This is a genomic window from Lacipirellula sp. (assembly GCF_965279485.1).
Classification (GTDB): Bacteria; Planctomycetota; Planctomycetia; order Pirellulales; family Lacipirellulaceae; genus Lacipirellula.
Window position 1 is genome coordinate 2,225,729 of sequence record NZ_CBDIIC010000002.1, and the last position, 18,901, is coordinate 2,244,629.

The 18,901-nt window shown below is 56.7% G+C and carries 14 protein-coding genes; 12 read left to right on the forward strand and 2 right to left on the reverse strand.

What is annotated here, in order from left to right:
- The first annotated feature begins 27 nt into the window (after positions 1–27).
- The 12 genes from ACQY7R_RS16630 to ACQY7R_RS16685 all read left to right on the forward strand — a co-directional run bounded on the left by ACQY7R_RS16630 (position 28) and on the right by ACQY7R_RS16685 (position 16,872).
- Positions 28–540: a hypothetical protein gene (locus ACQY7R_RS16630; protein WP_428306692.1), complete on the forward strand. Its 513-nt coding sequence runs from the start codon at positions 28–30 to the stop codon at positions 538–540.
- A gap of 148 nt (positions 541–688) precedes the next feature.
- Positions 689–1,360 carry a heavy-metal-associated domain-containing protein gene (locus tag ACQY7R_RS16635; RefSeq protein ID WP_428306693.1) on the forward strand — a complete coding sequence of 224 codons (672 nt, stop codon included), beginning with the start codon at positions 689–691 and terminating at the stop codon, positions 1,358–1,360.
- Complete coding sequence (locus ACQY7R_RS16640) at positions 1,357–1,887, forward strand: hypothetical protein (RefSeq protein WP_428306694.1); 531 nt, start codon at positions 1,357–1,359, stop codon at positions 1,885–1,887. Before ACQY7R_RS16635 ends, ACQY7R_RS16640 begins: the two co-directional genes overlap by 4 nt.
- 29 nt (positions 1,888–1,916) lie before the next feature.
- Complete coding sequence (locus ACQY7R_RS16645) at positions 1,917–3,083, forward strand: ABC transporter permease (RefSeq protein WP_428306695.1); 1,167 nt, start codon at positions 1,917–1,919, stop codon at positions 3,081–3,083.
- 250 nt (positions 3,084–3,333) lie between these two features.
- A complete protein-coding gene (locus ACQY7R_RS16650) occupies positions 3,334–4,761 on the forward strand; it encodes an efflux RND transporter periplasmic adaptor subunit (protein WP_428306696.1) in 1,428 nt (475 codons plus the stop codon).
- A gap of 19 nt (positions 4,762–4,780) precedes the next feature.
- The gene (locus ACQY7R_RS16655) at positions 4,781–5,491 is read left to right on the forward strand and encodes an ABC transporter ATP-binding protein (RefSeq protein ID WP_145430513.1); all 711 of its coding nucleotides are present in this window, start codon (positions 4,781–4,783) and stop codon (positions 5,489–5,491) included.
- A gap of 2 nt (positions 5,492–5,493) precedes the next feature.
- Entirely contained in the window at positions 5,494–6,636 is a 1,143-nt protein-coding gene (locus tag ACQY7R_RS16660; protein WP_428306697.1) for an ABC transporter permease, read from the forward strand.
- Positions 6,637–7,185: 549 nt separating this feature from the next.
- Positions 7,186–8,619 (forward strand): TolC family protein, encoded by a 1,434-nt coding sequence (locus ACQY7R_RS16665; RefSeq protein WP_428306698.1) that lies wholly within the window; start codon positions 7,186–7,188, stop codon positions 8,617–8,619.
- Positions 8,620–9,439: 820 nt separating this feature from the next.
- The gene (locus tag ACQY7R_RS16670; protein WP_428308905.1) at positions 9,440–10,717 is read left to right on the forward strand and encodes an efflux RND transporter periplasmic adaptor subunit; all 1,278 of its coding nucleotides are present in this window, start codon (positions 9,440–9,442) and stop codon (positions 10,715–10,717) included.
- Between the two features lie 24 nt (positions 10,718–10,741).
- On the forward strand, positions 10,742–13,918 hold the full coding sequence (locus ACQY7R_RS16675; RefSeq protein ID WP_428306699.1) for an efflux RND transporter permease subunit: 3,177 nt from the start codon (positions 10,742–10,744) through the stop codon (positions 13,916–13,918).
- A 121-nt stretch (positions 13,919–14,039) separates the two neighbouring features.
- Entirely contained in the window at positions 14,040–14,501 is a 462-nt protein-coding gene (locus ACQY7R_RS16680) for a hypothetical protein (RefSeq protein ID WP_428306700.1), read from the forward strand.
- 226 nt (positions 14,502–14,727) lie between these two features.
- Positions 14,728–16,872 carry a heavy metal translocating P-type ATPase gene (locus ACQY7R_RS16685; RefSeq protein ID WP_428306701.1) on the forward strand — a complete coding sequence of 715 codons (2,145 nt, stop codon included), beginning with the start codon at positions 14,728–14,730 and terminating at the stop codon, positions 16,870–16,872.
- 53 nt (positions 16,873–16,925) lie between these two features.
- Here the strand turns inward: ACQY7R_RS16685 and ACQY7R_RS16690 are convergent, their stop codons facing one another.
- Together ACQY7R_RS16690 and ACQY7R_RS16695 are read right to left on the reverse strand one after the other, a co-directional pair.
- Entirely contained in the window at positions 16,926–17,627 is a 702-nt protein-coding gene (locus ACQY7R_RS16690) for a hypothetical protein (protein ID WP_428306702.1), read from the reverse strand.
- 231 nt (positions 17,628–17,858) lie between these two features.
- Positions 17,859–18,833 carry a tyrosine-type recombinase/integrase gene (locus ACQY7R_RS16695; protein ID WP_428306703.1) on the reverse strand — a complete coding sequence of 325 codons (975 nt, stop codon included), beginning with the start codon at positions 18,831–18,833 and terminating at the stop codon, positions 17,859–17,861.
- Positions 18,834–18,901: the final 68 nt, after the last annotated feature.

An 18,901-nucleotide genomic window follows, 5' to 3' on the forward strand; every position in this document is an offset into this window, starting at 1 on the left:
TATTGTGAAGAAGTAGAAGGTTTCTGCGTGCTCAAAAGGCTTTCAGTGTTCTACCGCTGTCAAAAGATGAAGCGACTGGTCGCCGCGTGCGGCCTCGCGCTCATGCTGATGAACAGCGGACAACAGACGCACGCCTTTTGCCATCTGACCGACTGCGTCGATGCGGCCTCAGAATCTGAGGGCGGCGACACTAAATGCAGCCAGAGTCGGGCACGTAAATCGTGCCAGCATTCTGAGAAGGGCCAAGTTGGTTCGGCTGAAGCTTGCTCGACCGATTCGCCTAAGATTGTCGGCGAACAGCATTGGCATGATTGCCCCAATCCTAATAGTTGCTGGTGCTGCCAACCGACGCCGCCGCAGCAAGCTCCTTCGCTTGTTGAGGCTGATACAGTCGTTGACGTGCTAGCGACCAGTATTGCGCCGAATGCGGCGATTATTGATCTGGGAGTGACTTCGTCCGAAATAAGTCGGTCAATTGAGAATCCATCTGTTGAGCGGGCATTTGAAGTATGCGTCCGCCTCTGCCGCTTTTTGGTTTGAGCAATAGCTCTCAACCTTTCTTAAGCGAACTTGTGACTTCGCTCTAGCGATTGAAGTCGCGCTGCCCGCAAGTTGCCATAGCATCGTGCTGCGCCCCGGACGGCGGATGATCCGCCGCTCTTTTATCCAGCTTAATTGGAGTTCCCGCATGCGCCGTTATCTGTCTGGAGGCGTCAATCGCCTCGCACTTCTGGCTTTAACTCTAGCAACTGGCGGCATCTTGCATGTCAGAACCGCAGAGGCTGCGGACGCTGTGACATATGAAATCACCGCGGACGAGATGTGCTGCGCAGGATGCGCGAAGAAAGTTGCCGCGCAGCTCTACACTGCTCCCGGCGTCTCGAATGTGAACGCTAACGTCGCAGGGCGGACTGTCACGATTACCGCGAAGCCTTCACAGAAGTTGACCGTGGAGAAGCTTTGGAGCGCCGTCGAGAAGGGGAAAGGCAAGCCCTCGAAGCTCATTTCTTCCGAGGCGACCTATACACTCACGCCGCTCGACCCCGCCACCCAACAGGCCTCGCCAGGCGTTTATACAGTCGTCGTCGTAGATCTCAAAGTCAGCGGAGTCGCTGACAAGGTCGGCCGTGAACTTCAGACAATTCGCGGAGTCAAAACGGTCGTTTTGCATCTCGACCAAGATGCGCTAGTGGTCGAAGCGCATCCTGGCGTTCACCTCTCACCGTTCGCATTAGCGTCGGCCGTTGAACGCAGCGGACAACAGCCGTCGGCCATTGTAGGTTCCTACGGACAACTAACGATCGAACCGAGCACGGCGAAAGTATCGGCTCGGCAAGTGATGAAAGGTTCTGTGCGATGAAACTAACGATCCAATGCTTGATCCTATCGTTTTCGGCAAGTGCATTAATAGGGTGTGCTGGATCATCGCCTGCTGATCCGACCGCCCAAGCAACGCCAGCCGCCATCAATGGCGAGAAGTACCTGTTGGCGGACGAACCCGATGGCGCCATCGGAGTGATCGAGGCACGTGATTCAGCTAAGGATGGCGAACCCGTCGTCATTGTCGGTCGCATCGGCGGCGCCGCGAACCCGTGGATCGAAGGGCGTGCTGCGTTCACGCTGCTTGATGCGTCCATGGCGATGGTTGCCGAAGGCGCAGACAACGAGGAAGGCGAGATCTGCCTCGATGATTGCTGTGCGGAAGAGCGAGGAAAGTGCACAACGCTAGTGAAGGTCGTCGATGGCGACGGCAAGCTAGTTGCCGCTGACTCACGAAAGTTACTAGGAATTAGCGCAGACGACACGGTCGTCGTTAGCGGGACGGCTAGCAAGGATGACAGTGGAAACTTCACCGTTCTGGCGCAAGGCGTTTTTGTGCGGCGCTAGTAGTTCTCTGACTGAGAAGGATCACGACGATGGCTATGAAATTGCTCCCTTGGGACTACGGCGTGCGAAACTTATTTCGCCGTCCGTCCCGCAGTGCGCTCACGCTGGGGGGGCTATCCATCGTTGTGCTGTTGGTGTTGGTCGTCGTTGCGTTCATTCGCGGACTTGAAGCGTCGCTGGCAGCAACGGGTCAACCCAACGTCGTGCTGGTGTACGCCCTCTCCTCCGGCGCAGACATTGAGAATTCAGCGATTCCGGGCCGCACGCCGTCCCTGCTTGCCGCGAGCGTTGCGGGAGTACGACAGCAGCACGGAGTCAAATACGTGTCGCCTGAGTTGTATTTAGGCACGCGTATCACAGTTGGCGAGAATGGCAGCGAGGGGCTGGGGTTAGTCCGCGGCGTGACGACCTCGGCCCCTTTGGTGCGGCAGCAGGTTCAAATTCTTGAAGGAAATTGGCCCGCGGCTGGGGAAGTGCTGGTTGGCAGACTAGCCCACTCCAAATTGGGCTGCGAGAAGGAGTTATTGCACCCGGGACAATTGATCGAATTCGACGGGCGGCAATGGAAGATCAGTGGCGTCTTCGCCGCTGGCGGCGCAGCGTTTGAATCCGAAGTGTGGGCGCCGCTGGCGGACTTACAATCAGCGCTCAAACGACAAGATCTTAGTTTGGTCGCCGTCGGAATGGATTCGATGGAGGCGGCGGCCGACGTTGATCTATTCTGCCGCGAGCGCATCGACTTGGAATTGAAATCAGTCTCTGAGACAGCCTACTACGCCGATTTGCAGAAGCATTACCGGCCAGTTCGCATGCTGGGCTGGGTGGTCGTTTGCCTGGTGGCGGGATCTGGAGTCTTTGCCGGTCTCAATACGATGTACGGCGCCGTTGTTGGTCGTATTCGTGAACTCGCGACGCTTCAGGCGATCGGCTACCGTCGCCGAGCGATCATGCTGACGCTCGTGCAGGAAGCCACGCTACTCGCGTGCGGCGGTGCATTGGTCGCCTGCGTCCTTGGGCTGATGTTTGTCAACGGCGCCGCAGTTCGCTTCACGATGGGCGCTTTCATGCTCCGAGTCGACAGCGTCGGAATTGCAATTGCTTGCGGGACCGCAGTGATTCTTGGCGTCGTCGGTGCGATTCCACCGGCCGCGAAGGCGATGCGTTTACCCGTCGTTGAAGCGATCAAAGCCATTTAATAAAACGGTGAATGCGTTGAGTGACACCAAGCATCAGTTGAGTGGTCAGGAGCCGATTCCCGCAGCGGGAGTCGATCTCAGTCAATTGGCCGTGAGACGGCAGGCCGTCAGCCGCACTCCAGTTAAAGCCAGGCGCCGCTGGGTATCGCGATACGCCGTCCCCGTAGGAATTCTCGGCGCATTTGGGGGGCTATTCGGTTGGGCTGCTCGTGACAGCTTCCTTCCAGCGCACGCAGTCACGGTGACGCCCGTGATTGTCACTAAAGCGGACATTCAACAAGAAGGGACGCCACTGTTTCAAGCAGCTGGCTGGATCGAACCTCAGCCATCTCCAGTCATCGCATCCGCGCTCGCCGCGGGAGTTATCCAAGAGATGCTGGTTGTTGAAGGACAAATGGTCGAGGCTGGCGCACCGATCGCGAAGTTAATTGACGCTGACGCGAGAATTACTCTCCAGCAAGCCGACGCGAACTTTCGCTTGGCTCAAGCGGACGCGCAAAATGCCGACGCCGTGCTGACCGCGGCGAAAGCGATGCTTGAGAATCCCAACGAATTGAAAGTAGCGCTAGCGGAATCGGATTCGCTCTTAGCGGAAACGACACTGACGCTCAACAATCTGCCGTTCGCAATTAAGGCTGCTCAGAATCGCCGACAGGTTGCCGCGGAAAACTTGGCTCGTAAGGAGGACGCAGGCGACGCCGTCGCCGGGCGCATTCTCCGTGAGGCCGCGGCGGAACTTTCGGTCGCAGAAGGCGCGCTCGCTGAATTGCAATCGAGGCAACCCACATTGCAAGAACAGGTGGAAGCGCTCACTCGAAAGCGAGGAGCCCTCCGGCAGCAGTTAGAGCTAATGACAGAACCAAAACGTGCAGTTGCGGCGGCGGAAGCCAAAGTTGCTGCGTCGAAGGCAAGACAGGATCAAGCGCAGCTGGCTGTCGATGTGGCTCGCTTGAATCTAGAGCGAATGGTGGTCCGTGCACCAATCACCGGTCGCATTCTTACAATCGATGCTCGACCAGGAAAGCGCCTCGCTGGCATGGATCCGCTTTCTGAACAAACCTCTAGCACTGTTGCCACATTATATGATCCCAAGTCTCTTCAAGTCCGCGTCGACGTGAGGCTCGAAGACGTGCCGCAGGTACAGGTCGGACAGCCTGCCACCATCGAAACCGCCGCAATGAAAGCTCCGCTGACAGGCGAAGTGTTGTGGCTCACGACGCGCGCCGACATCCAAAAGAATACGCTCCAAGTCAAAGTCGCCATCAAGGATCCGCCACAAGTCATTACGCCGGAAATGCTGGGGCAAGTTACATTCCTTGCACCGCCGCAACCAGTGACAGCTGACATCGCAGGGCAAGAGCCGCTGCGCTTATTAGTTCCGCGATCGTTGGTGACTACCGACGACACCGGTTCATTTGTCTGGGTTGCCGACGCAGAGCTCGGCATCGCTGCTCGCAAGTCGGTGGAACTTGGCCGAGCCGGGACTGATCAACTTGTCGAGATCGTAACCGGACTCGACCCAACATCGAAGCTGGTGGTCGGCGGTCGCGAATCAGTGGTGGCCGGAACTCGCATTCGCATCGCAGGCGAAGACAAATCGTCTCTGGCCACGACGACCGCTAGTAACAGTCTGCCGCAAGCGGCGAGCACGCAATCAACGACCACCGCGGTCGAATAACACGAGACGAGGTGCCACTATGTCATTAGTTGAAGTTGTAGACGTCAGCAAAGAATTCAAGAGCGGCGAAGAAACAATCCGTCCGCTCGATGGGGTTCATTTGACCATTGAAGAGGGAGACTTTGTTTCCTTAATGGGCGCAAGCGGATCAGGGAAAAGCACGCTGCTCAATCTGGTGGCTGGCATTGATGAGGTGAACTCAGGTCACATCTTCGTCGGTGACACCGATATCACCGAACTAAATCGCGGAAAGTTGGCAGACTGGCGAGCAGCGAATATTGGCTACGTGTTCCAGACGCATAATCTCATTCCTGTGCTTACTGCGTACGAGAACGTGGAACTACCGCTGCTTCTGCTGCCGATGACGGCGTCCGAGCGTGCTAAGCGCGTGGAAATCGCCATGGCAGCGGTTGATCTCACGAATCGAGCGGGGCACTACCCTCGACAGATGTCGGGTGGGCAAGAGCAGCGTGTGGGCATCGCTCGCGCGATCGTAGCCAATCCCACGGTGGTCGTCGCAGACGAACCTACAGGGAGTCTGGACGACGACACGACTGAACAGATTCTATCACTGTTGCAACGCGTCAATCGTGAACTAGGGATGACGCTGCTCATGGTGACGCATGACGCCGATGCAGCACAACGGGCTACGCGTCAATTACGACTCGAACGCGGACAACTCGTTGAGAACGGCAAGCCAATCCTCCCTCGTGCACTGAGGACCGCATAAACATGCTGACCTTCCTTCCATATACGTTCAAAAGCTTGTGGCGACATCGCACGCGGAGCTTGCTGACGATCAGCGGCGCCGGAGTAGCACTACTAGTCTTTTGTTTCGTTGGGTCTGTTCAGCACGGACTGTTCGCGCTCACTGAGAACCAAGAGGCGGGTCGGTCGTTGATCGTTTTCCAAGAGAATCGTTTCTGCCCGCAGAGCAGCAAGCTGCCTCAGGATTACGCAAGTACGATTGCCAAACAGTCGGGCGTCGCTGATGCGATGCCGATCATGGTGTTCACGAACAATTGCCGCGCAAGTCTCGATGCAATTGTCTTTCAAGGAATGGCAACTGATTTGCTGAAGAAATGGCGCAAGCTTGATTTGCAATCAGGCTCCTGGGATGGTTTTGCTCGGCAAGATGATGCAGCGCTCGTCGGCAAAGCTGTGGCGGCGCGACGCAGACTCAAAGTGGGCGACAAGTTCACGATTGGCGACATCACTGTCGTGGTGGCGGGCATATTCGCGGCGGACAATGCCGCTGACGAAGGGTTGATTTACACGCACCTTGATTTCCTGCAACGAGCGCGTGGTTTAAGCGACGTGGGAATGGTGACGCAGATTGAAGTTCATCTAAATGAGGGTGCGAACGCGGACGCGGTTGCGAAAGTGATCGACGAAGAGTTCCACGCAGGTCCTGTTGCAACGACGACTCGGACCAAGGGTATGTTTCAAGCAGATACGCTCTCCGATCTTGCCGAGCTGATCGGATTTATCCATTACCTTGGATTCGCTTGCGTCGGCTTAGTGTTGTCGCTCGTAGCGACGACGACGGTGATGTCTGTACAGGATCGCATCAAAGAGCACGCTGTACTGCAAACCTTAGGATTTCGGCCGCGCCGAATTTTCGGATTGGTGATTACGGAAAGTGTGGTGTTGAGCGTCTTGGGCGGCGGACTTGGAGTGATCGGGGGCATGCTCTTCCTGGCGTGGTCCGATATGTCGGTCGCTGCTGAGGGCGTGACCATTGCGTTCCGACCATCGTGGGATATCGCGCTGCAAGGCGCCGTCGCCTCCCTAGGGGTCGGGCTCCTTGCGGGCTTAGCGCCGGGTTGGCAAGCTGCCCAAACGAAGATTGTTACTGCGTTAAGACATGCGTGATGCGTAATACCGTAAACCACCTCAATCTGAAAACGCTGAGCTGACAGATCAATCCAATATTGGGTTCCGTTATGAAATCACTTACTCTCCAAGTTGCATTGCTGCTGGTCGCCGCCTCGACGACGGGATGTCAGTGGAATAAAGCGATGATACGGCGGAACGATCTAGCTGCGATTACTACGCCAGCGGCGAATGAAACAGGTGGAACGACGAGTGCGGAGGGTGGACTCGCATCGGCCACTCTTAACGATTCCGCCATCCAGTCTGCTTCGAAACGAATTGATGGTTCAGTCGCCATGACGCTGAACGGAGAAGTACCGCTCGATCAATACAATTCCGGAAGTCGCAACGCAGCGAACTACCCAACACGCGCGAAGGTTGTTCCTTCATCCTCGAATGCCTGTGCTAGCGGGTGTTCGCACTAAATTCAGAGCGTCTGCGGAAGCATGACCGCTCCCAGCCGCTTTAAATCGCCTAGGGAAAGGAATCCCGGCCATGAATCGAATTGCTCGCAACAGTCTCGGTCGCCACATGAGGTCGCCCTCACGTATGACGTCGCCGCTCAATCGCACAGGGATTGCAAAGACGCTGCGCACCATCGTGTGGTGTGCGAGCTTCATTGGCGTCGGCGTCAACGTACAGGCGGGCGATGACATTGGATTGCGGATGGCTGATTCGGTAATTCCAGAGCGAGAGCAGGTTCCGGTGCCCCTGCCAGACACGGGAGAAACATGTGGCTTGACGCTGGAACAACTTGAGCAGATGGCGCTGTCGTCAAATCCATCGCTCCAGCGGGCGGCCGCCCTGGTCGGCGCCGCTCAGGGCAATTGGGTGCAAGTAGGACTCGCGCCCAATCCGAGTGTCGGGTACGAAGGCCAACAACTTGGCAGTGGGGGATTAGCGGAACAGCATGGGGTGCTATTCAGTCAGGAAATTGTGCGCGGCGGCAAACTCCAGCTGAATCGCGCCGTTGCGGGCACTGAGAGAATGCGGTTAGAGCAGGAACTGGGCGCGCAGCAGCAACGCGTATTGACCGACGTGAGAGTCGCTTACTACGAAGTCCTCCTCGCGCAGCGTCAAATTGACCTTACAGAGAATCTGATTCGCATTAGCGGCGAGGGCTCTCATGCCGTCGACGCTCTGTATCGAGCGAAAGAAGTCGGACGTTCGGATGTACTGCAAGCTCAGCTCGAAATTGAGAATGCCCAAATACTTGCCCAGAATGCTCGCAATCGGTACGAGTCGGCGTGGCACAGTCTTTCGGCCGTGATAGGCAATCCCATGATTGCCCGTCAAGAACTGCTAGGGGACGCCGCCGCACCGCCGCGTGAGTTTGACTTTGATCAGGCGCTTGGTCGACTCCTAGCCCTCAGTCCAGAAATGGCCGCGGCGTCGATGTCTGTCGAGCGCGCAAGAGCCGCCATCGAACGCGAGCGTGCCGAACCAATTCCGAATGTGACCGTGCAAGGATTGGTGAACTGGCAAGATAATGGAATTGGCGGCAAGCCTGATGGCGGGCTCGCGGTCAGCATTCCCATTCCGGTTTTTAATCGCAACCAGGGAGGCGTGGCTAGGGCGCAACAGGAGTTAGTGGCTGCAAGTCGAGCGGTGACTCAATTGGAGCTGGACTTGCAAAATCGCTTGGCTCCGACCTTCGAACGCTATTCGAACGCGCGAAATCAGGTGACGCGGTATCGAGACGTCATCCTACCTGCGGCGGAGGAATCGTTAAGCTTAACTAGAAAGACGTACACTGCTGGCGAAGCAAGCTACAATTCGTTGCTCATCGCTCAACGAACATATTCGCAGACGCAGCTGGGGTATCTGGATGCCGTTCGATCACTCCGCATCGCCGAAGTACAGATCGACGGCTTGCTATTGTCGGGGAGCTTAGAGAGTGCGCCGAGTGGAGCGGCAAATCCCGCCATAAATGCAGGGATTCAGACCGAACCGGTCGGCGCGATCGGACTTGTGCCCCAGTAAACCCCTCCCTATCGCGGCCCCGGCGACAAATAGATAGAATACCTGACCTACCAACACACTTAACTCAGTCGGTTTGCGAATGCGACGTAGCGTCACGACACTTACCGCCTTTTGCTTGGTCTTTCACGCCATCTTTGGATGCTGCGCGAACCATGCTGAGTGCTGTCAGGCGTCGGAATGCTGCGTTGCTCACAGCATGGACGAGGCAGCCGTCGAAGGCGTTCACTCGTGCTGCTCTCACGCGAAGTCCGCACCTCAGGGGCCAAACGTTACGCCAGCGGATCCTGCGGGACACTCGCCTGAACCCAGTGAGCAGCAGTGCTCTCACGACCATTGCCAATGGTTGGTCAATAAGGATTGTGCCGACAGTCTCGTGCTCGGCATGGAGTTCCTTGGGTTCGTAAGTTGCCGCTTCGAGGACCTCGTTAGTCTGTCCGCACCTTGCGTCGACCGGGCAGCGGCCCGAGCACTTCTCGCGGCAACGGCGCCGCTGCGCCTTTATCTCGACCTGGGCGTGCTCCAGGTGTAGTCGGACGCTCTTCCATCCGACGAATTCGTGCGAACGCTTGCTTGCTAAGCGGGCCCAGCTCACCGCACCATCGATCGAATCGACGTTGCCCTCCTCGGCAACCTATCTGGTTACCACTCACGCCTGTTCCGTTGGGAAAAGTCCTCCCGACTCAGAGGTCGTTCTATGGAAAATGTGCCTGGATCCGCGCAGGTCGTCTCCGGTCGCCGAACATATCGCTTTGCGATCGCGGCAGCGATCGTCGTCGCCATTGCCACTGGTGCATGGTTCACTCGAAGTCGTTGGAGCGGAATGCTTCAGGGCGCAGCGAGTGGCGGAGAAGCGGAGTCCGCAACCCACAGCGACGAGGCGGAACACGCTCACGCGCACGGCGCATCGTCCGCAAATGCAATTACTTTGAGCGACCGCGGACTTAAAAACATTGGTTTCGTACCAGTCACAGTCGCGCTTCAATCGTTCGAACGAACCGAAAGCCTTCCGGCGATTGTGGTGGAACAGCCGGGACGAACTCAGATCCAGCTCTCATCGCCGTTCGGCGGCGTTCTCGCCAAGGTGTTTGTAGTGCAAGGCGAGGCCATCGAACCAGGTAGCCCGATGTTCGAAGTGCGACTGACTCACGAGGAGCTGGTGACTTCTCAACAGGAGTTTTTGAAGACGGCAGAAAACCTAGAGATCGTTGACCGCGAGATTCGCCGTTTGGAGGCGTTGAGTGAAGGAGTCGTAGCTGGCAAACGGATTCTTGAACAGCAATACGAAAAGCAAAAACTTGAAGTCTCATTGCGGTCGGCGGAGCAGGCGCTACTCCTGCATGGACTAACGACCGAGCAGGTGCAAGAGATTTTGAAAACTCGGCAACTGCTGCAAAGCGTCACCGTCTTCGCACCAAGTCACTCACATGCAAGCGGAAATTGCCCTGAGAACCACGCCTTCCACGTGCAACGGCTTCCTGTCTCGCCCGGTCAGCAAGTGGACGCTAGCCAAGAGTTGGCGGTGCTGGCTGACCACTGCGAACTTTACTTGGAAGGACGAGCGTTCGAAGACGACGCACTGCAACTTCGTAATGCGGCTCGCGAAGGATGGACGATCTCGGCGTCGCTGCTGACCGGCGACAAAGATGCAGCGACGATTGACAACTTAAAACTACTGTATCTAGGCGACACTATCGATCCGGAGACGCGCGCATTTCGTTTCTATCTCCAGCTTCCCAATAAAATGGTGTTGGATCAGAAGACGCCGGAGGGAAGGCGGTTTATTGATTGGGAATTCAAGCCGGGGCAACGCTTCGAACTGCACGTACCGATTGAAAAACTGACGGATCGCATCGTAACGCCAATCGAAGCCGTGGTCGAAGAAGGCGCTGAGTTCTACGTCTACCGGCAGAACGGCAAGAACTTTGACCGCGTGCCGGTCCACGTCGAGTATCGCGACAACAAATCTGCCGTCATCGCCAATGACGGGGCTCTTTTCCCGGGTGACGTCATTGCCGGTCGCGGCGCTTATCAGATGCATCTGGCACTCAAGAACAAGTCTGGCGGCGGAGTTGATCCGCACGCTGGGCATAATCACTAACCGGCCGAGAAAGGACATCCGGCCATGCTGAATGCCATCATTCGTTTTTCGCTGCGGAATCGCCTGCTGGTGATCGCCGTTTCCATCTTCCTGGTGATCTACGGGAGTTGGCAGGCGTATCGTCTGCCGATCGATGTCTTTCCTGACCTTAATCGTCCGCGCGTGACGATCATGACCGAAGCGCCCGGAATGGCGCCTGAAGAAGTGGAAACCCTTATCACGTTTCCTTTAGAAACGGCGCTCAACGGAGCCACGGGCGTCGAAGACGTTCGGAGTACTTCCGGTATTGGACTGTCCGTCGTGTACGTCGAGTTCGGCTGGGGAACTGACATCTTTAACGATCGGCAAATTGTCAACGAGCGACTGGCGCTCGTCGCCAGCCAAATGCCCGACGGAGTGAAACCGCAACTCGCACCAATTTCTTCGATCATGGGACAAATCCAGATCGTGGGAATGTACAGCGAAGGCGGCAAAACATCGCCCATGGAACTGCGCACGCTCGCCGATTGGGTCGTGCGTCAGCGGCTGCTAACGATCCCTGGCGTGTCACAAATCATCGTGATGGGAGGCGAGCGTAAACAGTTTCAAGTCCTCGTCGACCCGAACGAACTCGTTCGGTACGGCGTGACGCTCCATCAAGTGGAAACAGCGCTGCTGGAGAGCAATCAAAACACCGCAGGTGGGTATCTCGATCAGCAAGGCCCGAATGAGTACCTGGTTCGTTCGCTTGGCCGCATCAAATCTCTTGAAGAGATCAGCGGGATTGTCATCACGTACCGCGACGGTCAATCGGTGCGATTGTCGCAAGTCGCTCGCATCGTCGAAGGACCGCAAGTCAAACGCGGCGATAGCTCTGCGTTCGCCCGCACTGCGGAAGGAGAATTCGATGGCGGTCCCGCGGTGGTATTGACCATCAATAAGCAGCCTAGCGCCGACACTCGCGAAGTGACCGACAACGTGTTGAAGGCGTTAGAGGAGTTGAAAGTCTCGCTCCCTCCCGACGTGCGCATTCTGCCCGCGCTCTACCAGCAGAAAACATTCATTGATTTAGCGATTGCAAATGTCATCGAAGCGCTTCGCGACGGCGGCATCTTGGTCGTGATTATTCTCATTCTGTTTCTGATGAATTTGAGAACTACGTTCATCACATTAACCGCAATACCGCTGTCGCTCGTGATGACGGCGCTCATCTTCAAATGGTTTGGCTTTTCTATCAACACGATGACGCTCGGCGGATTGGCAGTGGCTGTCGGTGAGTTAGTCGACGATGCTATCGTCGATGTGGAGAACATCTTTCGGCGCTTAAAAGAGAATCGGCAAAGTCCAAATCCCAAAGACCCGTTGCAGGTCGTGTATGAAGCCAGCACTGAAGTCCGCAACTCCATCGTGTTCAGCACGATGATCGTCGTACTGGTCTTCATTCCGCTGTTCGCCTTATCTGGCATGGAAGGTCAACTCTTTCGGCCGCTCGGCGTGGCCTACATCGTATCGATTCTTGCCTCGCTTTTCGTGTCGCTCACAGTGACGCCCGTTTTGTCGTACTGGCTGCTCGGGCACGCCCGTTTGATGGAGCACGGCGAGGACGGCTTCGTACTGCGGGGACTCAAAGGCCTGGCTTCGTTGGTTATTCGATTCAGCCTGCGTTTCCCCAAACCCGTGCTTCTGGTGACGGTCGCCGCGGTGGTTGTCGCATTTGTCGCACTCACGCGTTTGGATCGAGACTTCCTGCCGCCATTCAACGAAGGGGCGATGCAGGTGAACGTCCTGCTACCTCCGGGGACATCGCTGGCAAAGTCCAATGAAGTTGCGGCGAAGGTGGAGGAGCGTTTACGCGGAGTCAACGACGTGGAGGCATTCGTAAGAAAGACTGGCCGCGCCGAGTTGGATGAACATGCGGAAGGGGTGGGGGTCACAGAGTTTATCGCCACGATCAAGGAAGGCACAGAACGTTCACGCGAAGAGGTTATCGATGAGATCAGCGAAGCGCTCGCCGATATTCCCGGGATCGTGACCGCGGTGGAACAACCACTCGCGCACTTGATATCGCACATGCTGTCCGGAGTGAAAGCTCAAGTCGCCATCAAGCTGTACGGCGACGATCTCGATGTCCTCCGACGCGAAGCAGAGCAAATGAAATCGGTTATTGCTCAAGTGCCGGGCGTCCGCGATCTTCAGATCGAACAGCAGGTCATCATTCCGCAGTTGCGTATCGAAGCAGACGGACACAAGCTCGAACAGTTTGGACTGCGGCGCTTGGCCGTGAACGAGTTCGTCGAGACGGCGATGCAAGGCAAGGTCGTTTCGTCGGTGCTTGACGGTCAGCGAACGTTTGACTTATTAGTGCGATTGGACGATCGCTATCGAGAAGATATCGAAGCGCTGAAGCGCCTCGCCATCGATACGCCCGGCGGCGGCGCCGTGAAGCTCGAAGACGTTGCCAACATTTATATGTCGGGAGGGCCGAACACAGTCAATCGCGAGCAAGTGAGACGGCGAATCGTCGTCCAATGCAATGTCAGCGGTCGGGGACTTGTTGATGTCGTCGAAGAGATTAAGGATCGTTTGGCTCCCATCGAGAAAGCCTTACCGACCGGCTACTTCACCGAATACAGCGGGCAATTTGAAAGCGAACAGTCAGCCTCTCGCACGATCTCAGTGCTGTTCGTGGCGTCGCTGATTGGCATCTTCTTGGTGCTCTTCACGATGTTTCGTTCAGTGAATCTGTCGTTACAAGTGATGGCGGCCTTGCCAATGGCGTTCATCGGTGCGGTGGCGGCGCTGGTCGTCACCAATCAGACGCTCACCGTCGCGGCGATGGTGGGCTTCATCGCCCTTGTCGGCGTTGCGTCTCGAAACGGTATTCTCTTGCTCAATCACTACCTGCATCTAGTGAAGTATGAAGGCGAGGGCTGGACGAAAGAGATGATCTTGCGAGGAGGGCTGGAAAGGCTGGCTCCAGTGCTGATGACTGCGCTAACCGCGGGTATTGCACTGATCCCCTTGACGCTTGCGGCGGGGGAACCTGGCAAAGAGATTCTCTACCCCGTCGCCACTGTGATTGTCGGCGGGCTCATCAGTTCGACGCTGCTCGACTTCTTCGTTCATCCCGCGTTGTTCTGGACGCTGGGACTGAAAAGCGCTCAACACGTCGTCGAGGACGATCAGCGGCAAGTCACGCTTGTTGCGCATGAAGAGAGCTAAGAGACCGACCATCTGTCAGCGACCACAAGTTATCTGTCTACCTATTCCAATACTAGGAGGAGTGAAAGTGTTCAAGTCATTCTGTTGCACATTGCCGACACTGTTCGTCGTGAGTCTGATCATGATCGGATGTAGCGAAAAAGCCCCCACGCCGACCGCTGAGAAGGGGCATGAAGCAGCCGGACACGAAGAGCATGCTCACGAGCACGCTACCGTCGGGCCGCACGGAGGCGACATCGTCGAGCTTGGGAGCGAAGAGTATCACGCGGAAATCGTTCACGAAGGAGAAGCAACGGTCTACGTGCTGGATAGTTCGGCGAAGGCCCCCGTTGCCATCGACGCGGCCGACGTCACCATCAATATCACTCACGATGGCAAAGCAGAGCAGTTCAAGCTGGTTGCGAAGCCAGCGGCCAGCGACGGAGCGGGCAAATCGTCGCAATTTTCGTTGGCTGATAAGGAACTGATTGCAGATTTGTCAGAGGGTCACGCTGAGGTCCAACTCGTGGTCACGATTAACGGCAAGCAGTACCGAGGAACGCTGGAGCACGACCACGAGGAAGGCGCCGAACACGCCCACTAATAGTGACAATCGACCAGCTGAATCTCTGAGCATCTAATCCCTGCGTGGCCGTTCACCTATCCAGGATGAACGGCGCGCAGGATCTAACCTTCAGTGGTCGAGCGCCGCCTTCTCGTGATGCGGCCAGGAGTAGTGTGCATATCTATGTCAGCGCGACTTCAGTGAGTCGCAGCTTCTTAAGCCGTGCGCGAGAAAACTGAATATGCCTCAACCCAAGTCGAACGCGATGGCACGTCGATTCTTCATTGAAGGGATGGACTGCGCTGAGGAAATATCTGCGCTGCTGACCGAGGTCGGGCCGCTGGTCGAAGATCGTGAGCTGCTCGATTTCAACGTATTCTCAAGAACGATGACTGTCGCCGCACTCCCTGCAAGAGTTACGTCGGACCAAGTGCTGGCGGCAATCGAGCGAGCAGGAATGCGAGGGCGCGAAATCATAGACGACGGCATGGAGCAGCCGCCAGAGAGTTCTTTCTGGGACCGACAGGGGAGGTTAATTCTTACATCAATTAGCGCGATCGCTATCGTGCTCGCTCAGTTGTGGCAGTGGACGCAATCTGCCGCTGCATCGTCTGGAGTAGAAGCTACGCCGCCACTGCCTTCTAAAGTCTTGTTTGGAGTAGCGATCGCTGCGGGGCTCTGGCTCGTTCTACCGAAAGCTGTGGGCGCGCTGCGGCGATTGCAACCCGATATGAATTTGCTCATGACCGTGGCGGTCATCGGAGCCATTGCTATCGGCGAATGGCTGGAGGCGGCGACCGTCGCCTTCTTGTTCTCGCTGTCACTTTTACTGGAATCATGGAGCGTGAACCGCGCCCGCCGAGCCGTGGCGGCGTTGATGGATCTGTCCCCGCCGACGGCCCGGCTCATTGCGCCAGATGGATCGACGACGGAGGTCGCGCCGACCGAAGTAACTGTCGGCGACTCGTTTATGGTGAAACCTGGCGAGCGCATCCCGCTTGACGGTCAGGTTAAGGAGGGGAGCAGCGAAGTCAATCAAGCGCCTATTACGGGCGAAAGCGTGCCGGTGGCGAAAGCCGTGGGAAGCGATGTTTACGCGGGCACCATTAATGGCGACGCTGCGCTGGTGATCGTGTCGACGAGGAACGCGTCGGAGACGACCCTCGCAAAAATCATTCGGATGGTGGGAGAAGCTCAGTCGCGCCGCGGGCCCTCGGAACAATGGGTGCAGAAGTTCGCGCGCGTCTATACGCCTGTCGTGATGGTGCTGGCAATCGCGATGTTCTTGATTCCACCACTCGCGTTCGACGGCGATTGGTCGCAGTGGCTGTATCGGGCTCTGGTATTATTGGTGATTGCCTGTCCCTGCGCCTTAGTAATTTCCACGCCAGTTAGCATCGTCGCCGGATTGGCGTCGGCGGCTCGACAAGGCGTACTAGTCAAAGGAGGCGTGTTTCTCGAAGCGCCAGCGCACCTCAAGGCTATCGCCTTCGACAAGACTGGTACGCTGACGCTCGGACGCCCGCAAGTGATTGAGGTCGTTCCACTCAATGAGCATACCGACATAGAACTTATTGAGCGAGCGGCAGCCTTAGAGCAGAATTCCGATCATCCGATTGCTAAAGCGATTCTGGAGTATGCCGCTGCACGGAAAATCACTTTTCAAGCGGCTGACCAATTTCAGATCATCCAAGGCAAGGGCGCTCGTGGCCGCTTCAGCGGCAGAGAGTTTTGGCTCGGATCGCATCGGTATTTGGAGGAGCGGGGGCAGGAGACGACTGCCATTCACGAACGTGTCGAGGCGATGGCAGGAGAAGGTCGAACAATCGTTGTCGTCGGAAATGAACAACACGTCTGCGGGCTCATTTCACTGGCGGACGAACTACGTCAGGAGACGAAGGCGACGCTCCAGGAGTTGAGAGAGTTGGGAATCGAGCATCTTGTCATGCTGACCGGTGATAACCGACCAACGGCGGAAGCGATCGCAAAGCGAGCGGGTGTCGACGGCGTTGAGGCGGAATTGTTGCCGGAGGACAAGGTCACCGCCATCGAGGCGCTGGTGAGCAAATATCAACACGTGGGCATGATCGGCGATGGCGTAAATGACGCACCCGCCTTAGCTTTAGCAACTATTGGCATCGCGATGGGGTCTGTGGGAAGCGACGCCGCGATCGAGACGGCGGACGTGGCGCTGATGTCAGACGATCTCTCGCGACTTCCATGGCTTATACGACATTCGCGCCGGACACTCACCATCATTCGCCAGAACATTGGATTCTCACTGGCAGTCAAGCTCCTCTTCGTCATGCTGACGCTGGCCAATCTATCTTCACTGTGGGGCGCGATTGCAGCCGACACGGGCGCATCGCTACTGGTCGTCCTTAACGGCCTCAGATTACTGCGCGCATAAAACAAGCGGCCGACGGAGCGTCCGTCGACCGCTTGATGCTGTAGCTGACGCCTCTATTGAGCCAACGTGGGCGTCGGTGTCGGCGCATTGGCCGTCGTCACCCCAGCTGAAGCGTCGGGGCTCGCGATCATCGGAACCGAATTGGTCGGCGCAGGTGGGGCAGGCGGCGCTTCGGGCTGTGCCTGCGCGATCACGGCGGGCTGCTTTTGAAGTTCCCAGCCTTTGGCAGTAACGGCGAATTGATAGACGCCGGGCGTGAGTGCGTACTTGGCGCTGCCAAAACTTTCGCCTCGACCAAATGTGATGATCCAATCGCGGTCGGCTTGAATCGTTTGCGACTGCCCAGGTTGAATGCTGTACTTAAAATTATTCAGTGCGTAGTTGACGGTTCCACCGGCACCAGCTGGGCAAACGATTTGAATTGGGCCGCCCGTGAATGCGGCAGCTGCGGGGCGGGGGAGAACGTTGCCGGGGACTACAGCATTAAACTGCGGATAGTTCGAAACGTGCGGCGTGACGTACGACGGGGTATAGCTCGGTTGCTGATAGTAACTCGGCGTCACGTTGTGGTCGTACACGCCTTGCCAGCCAGTGTGGTGCCCTTGGTTGTCGATGTGGTGACCAGAATCATCGACGCGGTGCCCAGCGGCGTCGTGATGATGATGACTGCTGTGAAAATGCTGAGCAGAAACGGGAGCAGAAACGGCACCGATTAAGGCTCCGGCAACGGCGACATGGATCCAAACGTACCGCATGTGATTTTCCCCACTAGACACGACTCTAACGATGGTAGGCAGCTCTCTGTCTACCCGGGCGGAACTCAGGCTACGTCCCACGGAGTGAAACGCAAGGAGCGTAATCGGCAAGTATCTGCGATGGCGAAATTATTCCAATCATCATGGCCGTAGAAGTAGAGCAACTGCCGCCCCAGCCAGGAGTTAGTCACGTTCTTCAGTGTGGGGTAGTGCGGAGCACGCGACTGAGCCTTAGATAATGATTCGTTCAATTTCATCAATGGTCACGTCGTCTCGTGAGCGGTCGTACAGCTTAGTTGTTCGAGGCGACTCATGAGCGGCAATCGTTTGGGCCTTTTCCAGCGCGCCGCCATTTGCAAGATAGGCGGTAATTCCTGTCGCTCGAAACGAATGGCATGTAATGGCGGATGAAAGACCAGCGGCAGCTGCTCGCCTTTTGACCATGCGGAATGCATCATTGCGAGTCAGCGCCGCATCGGACATACGGCCGCGCCGATCAATCGTACGAAAGAGTGGAGATTTCTTTGCCGCAGCGATCCCAGCGGCGGTCAGGTAGTCGTCTAAGTATTGATCAGCGTTGTGATGAGCAGGGACTTGGTGTTGCTTGCCTCCCTTCTCGTGCAGTCGAAGCCACCATCGCTTTCCCTCGGCGTAAAAGTCTTCGACTTTCATACTTACCGTCGCACTCACGCGCGCAAATGTGTAGATCATCACGCCGATAAGTGCGCGGTCGCGTAAGCCGATCACCGTCGACGTATCGATTGAGTCGAGCAATTGCCGCGCTTCGTCGGCAGTGAGGACGGGTGTTTTTCCACGTCGAACAATATGCTTTGGACCGCGAACGGACGTTGCCGGATTATTCTCCACGATCTGGCCGGTAACTAACCAATCGAACAGCATGCGAATAGCCGCTAAGTGCTGCTTGACGGTCGGCGGAGATCCTTGATGCGCTTCGATGTACGCAGCGACGACAACAGGCTCAATGCCATCCAATGATCGAACGCCGCGAGCTTCCGTCCACTCGAAGAATTGCCGAATTGCTTGTGCGTAGGCGAGTCTCGTGTTCCTGTTACGAATCGTCACAACGAAGAATTCGAGAAAGCGTCGTGCGCCTGCATCTCCTGCAGCCTTGATGGCGCCGGGCAGCGACGTGAAACCGATACGATTAAGATTGCGTTGATCACGTGCTGTCAGTTCGTGCGTCATTCCTTTTAGCGGAAAATAAAGTTAGCAGCTCTCGGGCAAAACAGCATTTGAAAGGTAGTCCCCTTCCC